The organism is Gabonia massiliensis (assembly GCF_001403595.1).
Lineage (GTDB): Bacteria > Bacteroidota > Bacteroidia > Bacteroidales > Coprobacteraceae > Coprobacter > Coprobacter secundus.
In genome coordinates this window covers 1,043,438-1,060,943 of record NZ_LN877939.1, presented here as the reverse complement: position 1 = coordinate 1,060,943, position 17,506 = coordinate 1,043,438, and the positions used below count along the sequence as shown (strand labels likewise).

At 38.5% G+C, this 17,506-nt stretch carries 7 protein-coding genes; all 7 read left to right on the top strand.

The window, feature by feature from the left end; translation table 11 throughout:
- Positions 1–80: 80 nt before the first annotated feature.
- The 7 genes from BN2628_RS09005 (at position 81) to BN2628_RS08975 (ending at position 17,494) form a co-directional block, all read left to right on the top strand.
- Complete coding sequence (locus tag BN2628_RS09005) at positions 81–4,124, top strand: hybrid sensor histidine kinase/response regulator transcription factor (RefSeq protein WP_055096923.1); 4,044 nt, start codon at positions 81–83, stop codon at positions 4,122–4,124.
- A gap of 220 nt (positions 4,125–4,344) precedes the next feature.
- Positions 4,345–5,994 carry a T9SS type A sorting domain-containing protein gene (locus tag BN2628_RS09000; RefSeq protein ID WP_157256070.1) on the top strand — a complete coding sequence of 550 codons (1,650 nt, stop codon included), beginning with the start codon at positions 4,345–4,347 and terminating at the stop codon, positions 5,992–5,994.
- Positions 5,991–7,862, top strand: a complete 1,872-nt coding sequence (locus BN2628_RS08995; protein ID WP_044225632.1) for a T9SS type A sorting domain-containing protein — start codon at positions 5,991–5,993, stop codon at positions 7,860–7,862. Before BN2628_RS09000 ends, BN2628_RS08995 begins: the two co-directional genes overlap by 4 nt.
- A gap of 66 nt (positions 7,863–7,928) precedes the next feature.
- A complete protein-coding gene (locus BN2628_RS08990; RefSeq protein WP_044225628.1) occupies positions 7,929–9,566 on the top strand; it encodes a T9SS type A sorting domain-containing protein in 1,638 nt (545 codons plus the stop codon).
- A 100-nt stretch (positions 9,567–9,666) separates the two neighbouring features.
- Positions 9,667–12,669, top strand: coding sequence for a SusC/RagA family TonB-linked outer membrane protein (locus tag BN2628_RS08985; RefSeq protein ID WP_044225623.1), 3,003 nt, complete (start codon positions 9,667–9,669; stop codon positions 12,667–12,669).
- An 11-nt stretch (positions 12,670–12,680) separates the two neighbouring features.
- Positions 12,681–14,174: a RagB/SusD family nutrient uptake outer membrane protein gene (locus tag BN2628_RS08980; RefSeq protein ID WP_055096921.1), complete on the top strand. Its 1,494-nt coding sequence runs from the start codon at positions 12,681–12,683 to the stop codon at positions 14,172–14,174.
- A gap of 161 nt (positions 14,175–14,335) precedes the next feature.
- Positions 14,336–17,494, top strand: a complete 3,159-nt coding sequence (locus BN2628_RS08975; protein ID WP_052431394.1) for a polysaccharide lyase family 8 super-sandwich domain-containing protein — start codon at positions 14,336–14,338, stop codon at positions 17,492–17,494.
- The last annotated feature ends 12 nt before the right edge of the window (positions 17,495–17,506 follow it).

Sequence of the window (17,506 nt, the reverse complement as noted above, 5' to 3'; positions counted from 1 at the left end):
TATATTATATAATATATTATCTTTGGATTTAAATATTGTAATACTATATAAAATTTTGTTGTTGTAATTATATATTGGAAATGAAATTTTTTGTTGTAGGGTTACTTTCTGTTTATTTTTCTCTTTATTGTAATGCATTGTGTGCAGATGATGTTTATTTTTCGAGATTGGGAATGTCCCAAGGTTTGTCTCATCCTTCGGTAATGAGTATTTATCAGGATGAGTTGGGCTCTTTTTGGTTCGGAACTCGAGAAGGACTAAACCGTTATGACCAAAATGGAATACAGGTTTTTACTCCTGAACCGGGTAATCTAAATTCTCTGTGTGGTGAAAGGATCAGACAAATATGCGGAGATAAGAACGGAAGTGTATTTATTCTCACAAATAGAGGTATTTCGGAATATAACTTAAAGACAAATGCTTTTCTGACATTGAAAGATAATGTATGTACTGCAATTTCCTATGGATATAATCGGCTTTGGATTGCAGAGTATAATAGGCTATTTGTTTATAAAGATGGGTGTATCGAAAAGTTTTTTCAATTTCCGGATCAGGTAAATATATCAGCAATAAAGGAATTGAAAAATGGTTGCCTTGTCGTTGGGACATTTTCTTCAGGGGTGTATTATTTGGACAAGAAAAAGCGGATTACGCAACTGCTGTCGGACATAGGGAGAGTTTCTGTTATATATGAAGATTTGAAAAATGACCTTTGGATAGGGTCCTATACTAAAGGTTTATATTATTTTCAGGATACACGTTTGGTAGAGCATTATTGTACAGCGGCTCTAAAAGGCGAATGTCGTTTGTCTTCAGATTTTGTAAGAGATATCTGTGAAGATAATAATGGTGATATCTGGATAGGTACATCTCTTGGAATTAATCGGTTAAGTGAGGATCGACAACATTTGTATTTTTTTGATAAAGAAGGGGGGCGTGATTCTCGAAAATTGTCTGACTGCTCTGTTTGGTCTTTGTATAAAGATGTACAAGGTACTATTTGGGTTGGTACTTATTATGGTGGAGTAAATTATTTTAATCCCGAAATAAAATTGTATAATTATCTTGATTTGCAATATCCCGGAAAAGTAAAAAATTCTGCTTCTATTGTCGGGTGTATTATCGAAGACGAGCATGAAAATCTTTTTTTATGTACAGAAGGTGAGGGGGTGATTTATTATGACGTAAAGAAAAAGCAATGTGAGCAATACTCTATTAAGAATCCCCGAAATCAATATTTATTTAAGTCGAACATAAAGGCTGCATACTACGATAAGAATAAGCGTATATTATGGCTGGGACTACACTTTGGAGGATTGTGTAAATTTAATATGTCCACACGGGAATATACAATATTTGATGAATATCAGTATTCTTGGAATGCAGTCGGTGACGCTGCTTCAGTGCGGGCTATTAAGCCATACGGGAAAGATTCATTATTGGTTGGGACTCATTCTGGATTATATTTGTTTAATACTCGAACCAATGATTTCACTCTTTTTTCTGAACATTTACATAAATATAATCCTTTTGTTGTAGATATATTGTTCGATAAAAAACAGAATCTTTGGGTTGCAGGGAAAGGACTATTATATTTTAATGTTAAGACCGGAGAAATAAGAGAGTATTTGTATGACCCGAAAAAGGAGAATTCTTTAAGTAGCAATAATATGGAGAAGCTTTTTCTGGATTCACAAAATAGATTATGGGTGACAACGGGAGGAGGTGGTTTGAATTTGTATGATGAGAAAAATGATTGTTTTCATAGATTTGACCAACGTAGTTGTGGATTAAAAAATAATTATATTGGTAATATAGCTGAATCCAGAAACGGGCATTTAATTCTTTTGCATACTGAAGGTATTTCGTTGTTTGATCCTCGGAATAGGAAGGTATATAATTATGGGATTGAAAATGGGTTTCCGCTTTCTTCTGCTTATGGTGGGGATATTCATATTACTTCTGACGGGCAGATTTACCTTTCTGGAATAGATGGAGTTGTGTCATTTACAGAAAAAGACCTGAAGCAAGAATATATACCTTTTAGAGTTGAATTTCAGGAGCTTATGGTGAATAATTGTAAGATTGTTCCCGGTGATTCTACAGGTATATTAAAATCGGTATTGGCATATACAAAAAAAATAGATTTGAAGTATGACCAGACAATACTTTCTATTTCGTTTATTTCAGATAATTATATTTCATCTAATCGTTGTGTTTATGAGTATCAGATGTTTGGATTGTCGAATCAGTGGGTTAAAATACCACCACATATATATAGCCTTAATTTTATGCACCTTGCGGAGGGAGATTATACACTTAAAATTCGAGGGAGATGGGAAGGAACTCAGCAGATTGCTTCTGAAAAACAATTATTGATTCATGTTTCTCCTCCATTTTACAAATCATGGTGGGCGTATCTGATATATATATTTGTTATTATTTCTTTGATTTGGGTTTATCTGTCTTCGGCTAAATCTAAATTATTATTGAAAACATCTCTTGAATATGAAAAAAAAGAAAAGGACCGTATAGAACAAACCAATCAATCTAAATTGCGTTTTTTTATAAATATATCGCATGAGTTTAGGACGCCTTTGACTCTTATTTTGGGTCAGGTCGATATGCTGCTACAAACATCCCGTGTTTCTCCTGTGGTTTATAGAAAAATTCTTGCAATAAAAAGGAATGCATCTCATATGCAAAGTCTTATTACCGAATTACTTGAGTTTCGCAAATATGAGCAGGGACATCTGATTTTAAAAGTTTCTCAAATAAATATAAATGACTTTTTGGATGAGATATACGTTTCTTTTATAGAATTGGCGCGGTTAAGAAATATAACATTTAAATTAGAAAAAACAGAAAAGGATATTTTTGTATGGATAGATCCGTTACAAATGCAGAAAGTATTTTATAATTTGATTTCTAATGCATTTAAATTTACATCATTTCAGGGGTCTGTGACGATTAAGGTTTTAGAGAGCGATAAGGATGTGTCTGTTTCTGTGACGGATAGTGGAATAGGTATTTCTCCGGAACATATAGACAAAATTTTCGATCGTTTTTATCAGGTCGACAATGGAATGCAAGTCAGTGATATGACACTCGGTACTGGTATTGGGTTAGCTCTGTCCAAGATGATCGTCGATGCTCATTCTGGACATATATCGGTTACCAGTACGCCGGGTGTGCAGAGTTGCTTTACAGTTTCAATTCTGAAAGGAAAAGAGCATTTTGATGTGTCCGAAATACATAATGACGCTGATATTAAACAAGATTGTGATTGCATAGGGCAGTTATCTCAATCCGATATGGATTTTATCGTTGATATCATTCATGAAAACGATATGTCTGACAAGGAGAAACCATCGATCCTGATCGTTGAGGATAATCCAGAGTTGAGGTTTATGTTGCGCGATGTATTCTCTTCGGTATATAGTGTTATTTTGGCAGTGGATGGTATTGATGGGCTGGAAAAGGTGAATGAGTGGCATCCGGACATTGTTTTGAGTGATGTGATGATGCCTCGTTTATCTGGGTTTGATATGTGTCAGAAAATAAAATCCAATTTAGATACTTGCCATATCCCAGTTGTTTTATTGACTGCTCGGACGACAATAGAGAGTAACATTGAGGGATTGAAAAACGGGGCAGACGATTATATAACTAAACCGTTTAATATCAGGACTCTTGTCGTTCGTTGTAATAATTTGATAAATAATCGAAGAATTCTTCAGGATAAATTTAGTAAACATCCAGATTCTTCGGCAAAGGTTTTGGCTACGAACGAGCAAGATATGGCATTTATCGAAAGAGTATGTGCTGTCATCGAAAAATATATCGATGATCCGGAATTTGATGTCCCGACTTTATGTTCGGAACTAAATATGGGAAGAACGAAGCTATTTTCGAAGATGAAAGGTATTTCGGCGCAAACGCCTAATGATTTTATTTTGAATATACGGTTAAAAAAGGCATCTTTCTATCTTCGAGAAAAGCCGGATATGTCTATTGCCGATATAACGTATGCTTTGGGATTCAGTTCTCCCAAGTATTTCAGTAAATGTTTTAAGGACCAATTCGGGGTAGCCCCTACAATTTACAGAAAAGAAACGCATTAGAATATTTCTGTAGTTGTAAAAAGATAGATAAGAATGTCTCTTCATACTTTTTTTGTGGAGAGACATTTTTTTGTAATGTTTCGTATTTGATAATCTATTGAAAATATTGGGTATAAATATCTGAAAACGGAAAAAAGCAGATAATATTCAGTACAAAATTATCCAATGTCGGATAATTTTCTCTTCTATTTTTGCGGTGTTAACATTAAAAATGAATTATATGAAAAACCTAAAATTACTTTTTGTTTTGCTATGTATTATAAATGTAGCTTCAGCAAAAACACTTTATGTAAAGCCCGATGTTTTGTCTACTGCATGGTCAAATGTCGAAGGTACAGTTTATACGAGTATTTCTACTGCATATTCTGCAGCTGTTGCTGGAGATCAAGTTTGGGTATCAGCAGGAGAATATGTGTTTTCGGAAATGATGTCGTTGAAAAGTGGAGTTTCTTTATATGGAGGATTTGCTGGGACAGAGACTTCATTGGATGACCGTGCGAAAAAAGAGGGTGGACATGTATGGGATTTTGTTAATGAAACGGTAGTGACGAGAGATGAAGCTCTTACAGCATCGAATTTTATCGGGCAAAGCAATACATTAGCCATATCGGCTATTATCGATGGCATTACATTTGAAAAAAGTATCGGCTCTGCTGTTACGGTCAGACAAGGCGGTATTGTCCAAAATTGTATATTCCGTGAGAATATTTCTATAGTAGGCGGTGGTGGTGTACAAATGTACATGGGCGGAACAGTGAGATATTGCTATTTTTATAAAAATAGATCTCGTTTGGCAACGGAAGGTGTTGCCGATACGAATGGAGGGGCTGGATTATATGCACATTCGACTAATGTGAATACTCCTTGCTATGTGGAGAATTGTTTTTTTGATAGTAATGTCGGACTTGGATGGGCTACAGGTGGTGGAGCTGGAATGAGAGCCAATGCTGCTACAACGGTTGCAAATTGTATTTTTTACAATAATATGGCGGCTGGCGGAAAAGGCTCGGCTATTTTCTCTTCTTGGGCATCAAATACATTTGTCAACTGTTTGATATATAATAATGTAGGTCATAGCGCTATATATGCAAATGATGGAGGAAATTTTATCAATATGACGATTTGTAATAATGTTGTAACCAATCCGGTTCATTTTGCTAAAGCTACGGCTAATGGTTATAAATTGGTAAATAGTATCGTTTGGAATAATAAAACGGCAAAAGGAACTGCAACTAAAATAAATAGTGTGGGTAATACTTCGAGTACGACTCTTAGTTATCTAGCTTGTAACAACGGGGCTTCTGGAATAACTGGGGCAATTACGACAGATATGCTTGAAGATAATTTCGTGTATGATCTTTCCGATAATAATACAGGCTCAGAAGAGGGGGTAAATTATCCAGAATTCGTACTTCCTACCTCTTTTGTAGGAGTAGTATATACTTCAGATGTCGATTCTTTAGCCGAATTGAGCGCTGCCGACTGGAAAATAAGAGGATCTTCTTTCTTGATTAATAAAGGAAATAATGAATTCGTACCATTGGAGTACGATACTGATTTGTCTGGGAAAGTTCGAGCTTTGACCGAAGAGGATCGTGTCGATTTAGGAGTTTATGAGGTAGAACCTTCTAATCCAACTGCTATTGCAGTATCTTCTATAGAGGATGAGAAATCTATATATGCAGCATCTGGAGTTTTGCATGTAGGTGTAGAGAATAGTATAGTGTCAGTGTTCGATATCTCAGGAAAGCTCGTAGCTTTTTTCCGTACAGGAAATTCGATGGAATCGGTGATCTTAGAGAGTGGAATTTATATTGTGAAGGTTGAGTCGGAAGGTGGAAGTTTAATAACAGAAAAAGTAATATTATGAAATATTCGATAAGAACGATTGTTTTAGGGGCAACATTTTTAGCGATCGGCGGAATTTCCGCCGATGCTAAAATCGTGTATTTGACTCCTGGAGGAATGGGGGCTGGGACGAGTTGGTCCGATCCGGCTTCGGATTTAAATGCTGTAATGGAAAATGTTGTATCTGGAGATGAAGTTTGGATGTCCGGTGGTTTATATACAGTTTCTAAGACGATAAACATAGTAGAAGGTGTGAATATTCGTGGCGGATTCGCGGTCGGAGCGACTTCATTATCGGAACGTGTACAGCCGGATACAGAGAAGCCTTGGATTTTTTCTGAAGTGACGTCTATAAAGGGGAGTGACCCGTCGATGCGTTTGTTCGATCGCATTGATAAAACGACGGAATGGAAAACGGAGACTTGGATAGATGGAATTACAGTCGATGGTTTTCAAACTTCGAACGGGAGAGTATGTTATTTTAAAGAGAAAGTAAATTTGTTGAATTGTCGGTTTATCGATTGTGGGGCAACAACTTCAATTACTTATTTCGAAGATGGGGGAACGATTATTGGATGTTTGTATGATGGGACGAAGTCGGGGGTATCGTTGGATCTTCGCCGAGTTAAAGCATCTGCTGATATCGTGACTGTTGATAATGTAGAAATTTGTCGTTCGAACTCTTGTGCGTTGGCTTATTATTCGACATTGGGAGCTGGAGAAGTCAACCCGAGCGAAATGGAAGGTTTGATGGCTGGAACTATTTCTCGGGTGAGGATTCATGATAATCATGTCGGGGTTCCGGCTAACTATAATCCAGCGACAGATAACGGAACTTCCGCCGGGATGGCTATCACTCATTCGCTTACGAAGGGGTTGCATATTACGGATTGTTGTATTGAGAACAATTCTATCGAAACGATGGGGGGAGCTGCATTGATTTGTAAGTATACGGGTTCTACGCGTTTTTCTCGTTGTGTTTTTAGAAATAATGAGAATAAATCGGATATATCGGTTGTGACTAAGCCGGCAGCGATTATTTATTCGGAGAATGGATTATTGATGACAAATTGTTCAGTTTATAATAATTCTGCACCCGATGTTTGCTTCAATCTTATCGGTGGATCCTATTTGAATAATACATGGGTGAATAATGTTGGGGGGATATATGCTTCTCAGACATATATTGGAATGGTCAATAATTTAATTGTAGGTAATATGTTGAATGATTCGCCTGCGTTTATTAAAGCCGATAATGCTTTTTACAGTGAGTTTTATAACAATGCATTGAATAAGGATATTCAATTTATTGTACCTACAGGCGGAGATTCTTCTGCTGCTAATACTTCTGTTGTCGATGGAAATTTCGTATTGTCGGAAAATAACACATTTGAAAGACCTACATCTTTTAGTGGAGTAGCGCAAACCGATGAACAAGCTCAGGAGATTGCTGCTGTAGATTGGATGTTATCGGAGTCCAGTGTTTGCGGGGGTGGAGGATCAGTTCTTTATTGGAATTTCTGGACCGATAATTATGATACGGGAGAGCCTGTTTTGTGGTATGATGCAATTTATAAAACTGATTTAGCGGGAAATTCTCGTCTTTCGGGGAATAAAATTAGTATCGGTGCTTATGAAAAAGGTGTATCCAGTTTGATAAAACAAGCGGAGGAGGATAATGACGGATTAAAAGTACGGGTTGTGGGAACCGATATTATTTTTGATACCGATGAGTCGGGTGTGATAGAAGTTTTTGCGATAAATGGTTCTTTGATAAAGACTCGGGCATTTATTTCGGGAGTGAATATAATAAGTGTCGATGCTCCGGGTATTTACTTATTACATGTCACACAGAATGGAAGTGTGCGGAATCTGAAAATTAAAATCTGAGTTTTTCATCGTTACAGTTATTTTTTAGGACGTTGTAGATGAATATTTATTGAAAAATTGAATGATATGAAAAAACTGAATTTATTTCTTGTTTCACTTTGCGTAGTAAGCGCGGCTTCGGCTAAAACGCTTTATGTAAAACCGGATGTTTCGTCTGTTGCATGGTCGAATGCATCTGCCGGGTCGGTGTATACCGATTTGAAAACAGCCATGGAAAATGCAGTATTCGGAGATGAAATTTGGGTGTCTGCCGGAGAGTACCAACTTTCGGAGGCGTTGAATATGAAAGACGGGGTTTCTATTTATGGGGGATTTGTCGGTACAGAAACTTCTGTAGAAGACCGGGCCAAAGTCGAAGGTGGTAATCCTTGGGATTTTGTGAATGAGACGGTGATAACGAAAGATCCTTTGCTTGCGGCTTCAAATCTTTTCAACCAAACGGCAACATTTAATAATCCAAGAATTACCGATGGGTTTACTTTTGAAAAGAGTATAGGCACAGCTTGTACTGTTAGAAAAGGAACTACGGTCCAGAATTGTATATTCCGAGAGAATGTTTCTACATGGGGTGGCGGTGGCGTACAAATGTATCAAGGCGGAACTGTAAGATACTGTTATTTTTATAATAATATATCTCGGTCGGATGATAGAAATGGGGGGGCCGGATTGTATTCGAATGCATCTACTCTCGATACTCCAATGTTTGTGGAGAATTGTGTTTTTGATAGCAACTACGGACGTCCTTACCATTATTCTATACAGGGTGGTGGTCTGAAAGCAAATGCTGCGACGACTGTTGCGAACTGTATTTTTTATAATAATATGGCCGGTGATGCCACTCTCGGATATGGTCAGGGAGCTGCCATTTTTTCAGCATATCCCTCGAATACGTTTATCAACTGCCTTGTTTATAATAATTCTGGGTCTCCGGTTGCTGTTTCGAACGGAGGTACTTTTGTGAACCTGACTGTTTGTAATAATTTGGTAGGGATAAAGGGTAGTTCTGACGCTGTTTATTTTGGCGGAGCTCAGACCCAGATTTTGGGAAACAGTGTAATTTGGAATAATCAATATACGAATAAGGAGATTTCTGGTATATATACTGCTGTGAACAATTATGTTGCTATCTTATATAATTTGGCACATAATGGGGAAATTATTTCGGCCGAGACATCTACATGGGATGATCATGTGTATGTTTTGTCGAATGATAATATGGGAAGCGCTGAAAATGAGAATTATCCGGAATTTATTAATCCTACAACTTTTATCGGAGCATCGGTTACTTTGGACGCTGATTCTTTAGCAGAGATAAGGTCTGCCGATTGGAGAATAAAGTCTACGTCATTTCTTGTCGACAAAGGAGACAATCTTTCTGTCGACATTGCTTATGATAAAGATTTAGCTGGGAATATCCGTGCTTTGACAGAGGGGGATCCCTGTGATTTGGGAGCTTATGAAGCCGTGAAAGGTGATTCGCATTTGTCTTTATCAGCTATTGATGAATCATGTATATATGCTTCTTCTGGATATTTATATGTGAACTCGGAATATAGCCGAGTATCGGTGTTCGATATTTCGGGAAAACTTGTTGTGTCTTTTAATACCGGCAATTTGGTCGAACCAGTAGCATTGGAGAGTGGAATATATATAGTAAAAGTGGAAACGGACGGGCATTCGGTGACAGGGAAGGTTGTGTTATGATTGTTGCGATAAAATAAGTAAAGAGAGCTGTATATGAGCTAAGAAGGCGATGTGAGTCCGATAAAATTTTTCGGACTCACGTTTAAATAAACTAAACATTATGATTAGAAAACGAATAATTTTTTTATTCCTTTGTTTGTTATGTGGAATGGGCATATCAGCTCAGGAAATGGTAGTAAAGGGAAGAGTGGAAAGTAAGACCGGTGAGGAAATTCCGGGAGCCTCGGTTTTTGTAAAAGAAACGAAAAAAGGTTCGATGACCGACGGTAATGGAGATTTCTCTATGTCGTGTACTTCGAAATCGGTTTTGCAGGTATCTTGTATCGGTTATAAAACAAAGCAGGTATCGGTTAACGGAAAGAATTTCTTAAAAGTGGTGTTGGAGGAGGATGACCATAATCTGGATGAAGTGGTGGTAGTCGGTTATGGAGTGATGCGCAAGTCCGATTTAACAGGGTCTGTGGCATCGGTAAATGCAGGAGAAGCGTTGAAACAAATGCCGGCATCGAATATTACGGATGCTTTACAGGGAAGATTGTCCGGTGTCAGCATCGTTTCGGCCTCCGGTCAGCCGGGGTCATCGGCTACAATTCGTGTGCGTGGAGTTAACTCTATCAATGCTGATACGGGACCATTAGTGGTAATAGACGGTTTTATAGGGGGTAGTCTTACTTCATTGAATCCAGCAGATATACAGTCTATCGAAGTTTTGAAAGATGCTTCTGCTACTGCAATATATGGATCGCAAGGTGCAAACGGTGTAATACTGGTAACTACGAGAAATGCAGAGAAAGGAAAAGTCAGCGTCCACTATAATGGTTATGTAAATTTTAAAACACCATATAGTTTGCCAGATAGAATGACTCCAGGTGAGTTTGCAAGATTGGCGAATGATTATGGAAATGAATTTTATACAGCTTCAGGAGCTGCTCCGAGAGTATTCTATACTGATGATGAAATTGCAGCTTTCGATAATGGAAGCGCCGGATACGACTATGTCGGAAATATATTCAGAAAAGTGGCGATCGAGCATACACATGAGGTTTCGGTGTCTGGTGGAGAGAATAAAACTCAGTATCTTATTTCGGGCCGTTATTCTTATAATGATGGTATTGTAAAGACTTCTTCGAGCAAAACCGCGAATTATAGAGTGAAAATCGATAGCGAAATAAAACCTTGGTTGAAAGCCGGTGTAAATTTGTGGGGGGAATACGGAACTTCGATTGGTCCGAGATTTTCCCAATATCGGGGAATATTGATAGAGAGTCTCATTTTTCCGAATACCGTTGCTCCTAAAAATGAAAATGGAAAATATAATAATCTTAATCTGTTGTCGAGTGCTCAGTATAATCCGATGGGGCATATATGGGAATTGGATAAAGATGACTATACGCTCAGTACCCGTTTGCAAGGATATGTGGAGTTGACGTTGTTGCCGGGGTTGACTTTGAGAACGAATCATAGCGTTACATTCGGATCGAATCTTTACCGTTCGACTTTTAATGAGGATTCGTATGAGGCTTGGTCGGGAAACGGTCTTTCTTCGGCAAGGGCACAAAGCAGTCAGTCGAAAAGCTGGGTAAATTCGAATATATTGAGTTATATGAAAGAAATAAATCGCAATCATAGATTGAATGCAACCCTTGTTTTCGAACAAAGTTATAGTGATAGTTTTCTCAATACGACTACTGCTGTGGGATTGCCTTCTATCGAAATCGGAGCGAATAATACATCGTTAGGAGCGACAGTAGGTGCATCCTCTTCGAGATCGAAGGCTACTTTGATGTCGGCTTTGGCTCGCGTCAGTTACGTTTTGATGAATCGGTATATGTTGACGGCTTCATATCGTTGGGATGGTTCGTCTCGTTTGGCTTATGAAAATCGTTGGGATGCTTTTCCGTCTCTTGCTTTGGCTTGGGATATCAAGCAAGAACCTTTTATGGAAAGTACTCCATTCGATCAATTGAAGCTCCGTTTAGGATACGGACAGACAGGGAATCAGGCAGTTGCCGCTTATTCGGCATTCAATGAATATTCGGCATCCAGAAATGCCGCGAATGAATTATTGCTCCAATTGGTACGTATAGGAAATCCTAAGTTGAAATGGGAGCATACGGAACAATATAATTTAGGATTAGATTTCGGTTTTTTTAATAATAGATTGGCTTTTAATGTTGATTTATATCATAAATTGAGTAAAGATGTGTTGATCAATGTCAATGTCCCTTCTTATACAGGACAAGAGACGACTTTAGCCAATGCTGCTCATATTTTGAATAAAGGTATAGAGGTTACGATCAATGCAACTCCGGTAACGACGAAAGAGGTGACTTGGAACAGTGTTCTGACACTTACTCATAATAACGGGACTTTCGAGAAATTTTCGGATGGTACCGATATGATTGTTCCGTCAGGAGGATATGAATACGATTATTTCCGTTATATCAAAGGTCAGCGGATCGGAACGATTTGGGGGTATGTATGCGATGGTATTTGGAAAACCGATGAAGTCGCTGCTTTACCTGCTGTGGTAGATCGACCCGAGGCTGGTCAATATAAGTATAGAGATATTGATGAAAGTGGTTCGGTAACGACAGATGATCAGTGTGTCATTGGAAATGGACAGCCTAAGTTCAATTGGGGGTGGAGCAATACGGTCGCTTATAAAAATTTCGATTTCAGTTTGTTTATGATCGGGTATCATGGCTTCGACATTTACAATTATACTCGTCAAGCCAGAACCATAGGATTGACTCCTAATCCGGAAATGAATAATCGTTGGCGTCCGGATAATGAGGCTGGTTATATCGAGGGATTTGTTAAAACACCTACTACTCGTCCGTCTTCTTTATTTGTAGAAAAAGGCGGTTTTTTGAAAGTAAAAAGTATTACTGTCGGGTATACTCTTCCCAAGAAGGCTTTACAGAAATTGAGGGTGAATTCTTTAAGATGTTATGCTTCTATTCAGAATCCGTTTTTGATAACGAAGTATTCGGGAATGGATCCTGAAGTGACATTGAAGAATCCGTTGACCTCAGGTATCGATTGGGGATATTATCCGAATGGACGTAATTATATGATAGGGCTGGACTTTTCATTTTAAAAAAGAAGATCATGAAGAAAATTATTATAAGTATTTTAGGGGTTTTATCTTTGTTCGGATGTGTTGATTTGAAGCAGGAGCCGTTGAGTTTCTTGACCCCGGAAAATGTATCGTACGACGAATCGAATATGACTACTATGGCGAATGGTTTGTATCGTGCGCTTTGGGGCTGGAACTACGGATATTGCTGCCGTTTATTTACGTTGACGTTGGGAGCCGATGATGTGATTGCCGGACAGTTGAGTAAAACTCGGGTTATCGTTATCGATGAGTTACGTGCCGATGCTACGATCAGTGAATTGGATGTGAAATATTTTTGGACGAATATGTATAATCTGATTTTGAATTCCAATTTGATGATTGAAGGCATTTCCGGTAGTTCTGGATCTTTTGAAGAAAAGAAACCCTATTTGGGCGAGGCATACTTTATGAGGGCTTTTGCATATTATAACTTGGTGAGAATTTTTGGTGATGTTCCGGCTATTATCGATTCGAAATCGGCTCAGGATGTTTTGGGTAATGAAAATATTGGTCGCAATAGGGTTGCAGATATTTATGATAAAATTATTGTTCCCGATTTGATAATGGCCGAAGAGTATTTGCCAGAGGTTCCTCGTACTCGGGATAATTCGTCTGTCGGAAAGATTGCTGCCCAGACTTGTCTGTCCGAAGTATATTTGACTATGGCAGGATGGCCTTTGAAACGAACCGAATATTATGCAAAAGCTGCGGAAAAGGCGAAACAGATAATAGAGGCTTCTTACAACACGCATCGATTGGTAGAACATTATGAAGATTTGTGGAAAGAGGTGATGAAGAGTGATAATACGGAGCATATTTTTGCCATCAATTGTTCTCGGTTGAATAGTATGGCCAGTCAATATGGTATTTCTTTTCTTGCTATGGAAGAAAATGGTTGGAGTGATTATTTAGCAGATGAGGCTTTTTATCTAAAGTATCCAGATGACGAACGGAAAGCGTTTAATTATAAAACGACCTATAATCGTGCGGGAAGACCTGGGCAAACGATCATCGTACCGTATACGCAGTCTACCATGAAGTCTCCTTTTATCAATAAGTATCGTGATTATGGGACAGATGCTGCCCAATCCGACGGAATTATTCCTATATATCGGTATGCAGACGTATTGCTTATTTATGCAGAGGCTCAGAATTTGGCGAACAATGGTCCGGATGATTTGGCTTATCGTTGTATAAACGATGTCCGGAAAAGAGCGACAGGTGGAACACCCAATGATATCCCGGAAAATCTTTCTGGCGAGGATTTTGATAAATATGTTTTCGATGAACGGGGATGGGAGTTTTTTGCTGAATTCAAGCGCTGGTTCCAGTTGGTCCGTCGTGAGAAAGTAGAAGAGTGTAACCGATATAATTCTCGTGTAGTAGAGGCTGGATATATAGATAGGAATAAAGAAAACTATTTGATGCCGCTTCCTCCGAAAGAGGTAGAATTGGCTAAATTTCCTCAAAATGCAGGGTATTGAAACCGGTTTCAAGAATTTGAGCCGAAAAGTTTATAACCTGTTCCTGAGTGGAGTAATGAATTTTTTAGATGAGAATATAGAAAATGGGTAAAGCAGACTCTTTTAGACCCATTTCCTTTTGGTTTTGGACTGAGGTAACATTTGTATAAAAAAGATTTTATATGAAAAAAATAATATTTCTGTTGTTGTTGTCGGTCGTATTTGAAAGTAAAGCTCAGACACTCTTTACTTTTGAGGATGCAGTTCCTTCGAATTGGACGGTAACGGGAGGAACTCTTTCTTTAACGGATCGTACGTATAAGGAGGGAAGTTATTCTTTAGAGTGGACTTCCAATGCGAACTCTGTGATTAATATTCCTATCGACCTTAAGGTCCTGGCTACGAATGGAACTCTTTTATATGTATATTCTCCGAAAATAACGAATGATACGATCGTTATTCGTTTTAAATATCAGGGTGCGGTTAAAAGAGAGGCTCGCATATTGTGTAACTTCCAAGGTTGGAGGGAATTTAATCGTACTTATGTGGAGTATAAAGATCAAACATCTACTCGGGTCGATAATATAGAAGTCGGTTTACATTGGAATAAAAAAGTTCTGGGAAGTCGGAAAATTTTGTTCGATAATGTAGAATTCAATAATACGACGATTACTTCGAGAGTCGAAGGTCCGCACATGATTCTCGATAAGCAATATTTAAAAGGCGATGTCTCTTATTTGGAGCTTTATGCATCGGAAAGAGATATTCCGGTGACTCAGCCTACACAAGATGAGTTGAACGGTTTGCAATTGTTACGGGAGAGGTTAGCTAGAAAAGTAAATACTCCAACTTCGGTACAGTTGAGAGTTTCGATGAATTTTATAAATGCTCTGAATATTGTCGAGAACGCGGACGGTACGTTGCGTGGAACACCGATCGATATTTCGTATAGCGCTTTGAGCGATACATATATCGAAGCGGTATTTACTCATTTATCCAATTTATCGACCAGAAGCGATTATAGAGAGACATTTTTGAAAGCGGTTCGGTATTTTCTGGATCAAGGTGTGGGAGAAGGGTGTAATTATTTTATGAGTTCGAACATGAATTTTTATACAGCAGGTATGAATATACCGGCTCATGTAATAGATGTTGCGTATGCTTGTGAAGGGGAGTTGCGCCAACGTCTTTTAGATTTCGCCCAATGGTTCTCATATTATAATGAGGTATATCGTTCGGAAGAGGCATATAAACAAAATTTGGTATCGGATTATATGTATCTGTATTTGTCTCATTTCCCAGCTATAGCGGCATATCAGACAGATGATGCTGTTGCCGTGAGGGAACTGAAGGCGGTAAAGCGTTATATGGAACGTAGTACAGAATATACACCGGGATGTAAAGGTATATTGAAACCCGATGGGACGGGATTTCATCATAATACTCATTATAACAATTATATGTATTCGTATCAGCCTTGGACCGTATGTATGTGGTATATGCGCGGAACTCCGTTTCGGATAGCCGAGGATGCTTATGAACGGTTCAAGAAAGCCGTGCTTTCGGAGTATATTATGGCTACGAAAGGTTCTCTTCATTATTTTGCCAATACGTTTGCCGGACGTAATCCGTTCGGTGCTGGTATAACCTTGGCTTATAGCAATGATCATTTTAATAAATTGATAGAGACTGGTGTTGATATTAAAGGTGATAATGCTGAGTTGAAGGCTGCTTACAATTATTTTTCGGGAACGAATACTTATGCTGTAGATGTTGCCGATTATAGCGGTTTTTATGCATTTAATTATAGTCCGGCAGCAATTTTCAGAAAAGATAATTGGGTCGTATCGATGCGTTCTATTACGACGAAATTTTGGGGGGCCGAAATATATAGCGGTCAAAATAGGTTCGGACGTTATCAAAGTCATGGAAGTTTGGATGTGCTTTATGACGGAACTGTAGCAGAAAGCGGTTATCCGACTACTGCTGCCGGTTATGATTGGAATGTCGTTCCGGGAACGACGACGGTACATTATACCTCATGGTCGAAAATGATGCCGAAAGAGTCGACTACTCAGCGTTTCGATCAGTTCAGTAAAGAGAAAAATTTCTCGGGAGCTTTGGCGTGGAACGATTGCGGTGTTTTTGCAACGGATTTCGACCAAATTGATAGATGGGGTGGTACGGTATGCTATACTTCGACGAATTTGGTATTCAAGAAGACGATGTTTGCCTTTGGCGATATGGTTGTATGTATAGGAAGCGATATTGCTTCGTCTGGGACTTATGATGATGATATGATTACGGCAACTAATTTATTTCAAAATGTTGTGACCGGATCGGTCGGAGATTTGATCGTAAACGGAGAGGTTGCTCAGCAGGGTGAGAGAACGATCAACTCTGCTACGACAGATAATTGGTTTATTACTCCTGCCGGTACGGGTTATTTCGTACCTAAAGGTAATGATCCGATTGTTTTAAAATTCGGAGAACAATCTACTCCGAATCAGACGGGGGCGGACTGTGCGAATCCGACGACTGCATTGATTGCGGCGAAAGCATATATCAATCATGGTGTAAAACCTTCCGGGGCAAAGGATGTTTTTGTCCTTCTTCCTGCAACGACGACAGAGGCAATGAGCCAGTTTGCCATGAGGATGCGTAGCACTCAGGCAAAAATATTCACAATAGAATCTCAGACAGATAAAGTACATGCTTTGACTTACTTACCGAACAATACGACCGCGTATGCTTTTTATGATGCGGTAAGCGATTTGGATTTCGGAATAGTAAAAGCGACTACATTCAGGCATTTGTTGATGGTAAAGAGGGATGTCACTTCAAATCGGTATAAATTTGCGGTTTGTAATCCTGATTTGTGTCCCGAAAGCGATGCTGTTTATGTATGGCATTCTACACCGACGTCTACGACTTTGACGATAAATGGCAGTTGGGATTTGGTTACTCCTGTAGAAGGGGTTGCCATACAAAGTAGGACGAACACTGAAACGTTGATCAATGTAACAATGAAAGAGGGAGAGCCTGTCTATTTCGATTTGAAAGATCCGAATGATACAGGTATACGTGATTATATCAGTGATAGAAATCATATAAGAACCGAAAGAGTATCGGATGGAGTTAAATTTATATTTGATTATCCAATGAATTCAGCTATGGATGTGAAAGTCGTTTCGGTAGATGGTAAGGTCTTATTTTCCGACTTTTTGCTTTTTAGAGATAAGTTTGAATATTTTATTCCGAAAGAGTTTTTTACGAAAGGGATGAATATTGTTCGTTTGGTGTATGGAGGGGAAGTAAAGACTTTTAAATTAATTTTCTGATAGGATAAAATA

Bases quoted from the DNA above. Each gene is read 5' to 3' on its own strand.
- BN2628_RS09005 (WP_055096923.1), top strand. From the start codon at position 81: ATGAAATTTTTTGTTGTAGGGTTACTTTCTGTTTATTTTTCTCTTTAT.
- BN2628_RS09000 (WP_157256070.1), top strand. From the start codon at position 4,345: ATGAAAAACCTAAAATTACTTTTTGTTTTGCTATGTATTATAAATGTA.
- BN2628_RS08995 (WP_044225632.1), top strand. From the start codon at position 5,991: ATGAAATATTCGATAAGAACGATTGTTTTAGGGGCAACATTTTTAGCG.
- BN2628_RS08990 (WP_044225628.1), top strand. From the start codon at position 7,929: ATGAAAAAACTGAATTTATTTCTTGTTTCACTTTGCGTAGTAAGCGCG.
- BN2628_RS08985 (WP_044225623.1), top strand. From the start codon at position 9,667: ATGATTAGAAAACGAATAATTTTTTTATTCCTTTGTTTGTTATGTGGA.
- BN2628_RS08980 (WP_055096921.1), top strand. From the start codon at position 12,681: ATGAAGAAAATTATTATAAGTATTTTAGGGGTTTTATCTTTGTTCGGA.
- BN2628_RS08975 (WP_052431394.1), top strand. From the start codon at position 14,336: ATGAAAAAAATAATATTTCTGTTGTTGTTGTCGGTCGTATTTGAAAGT.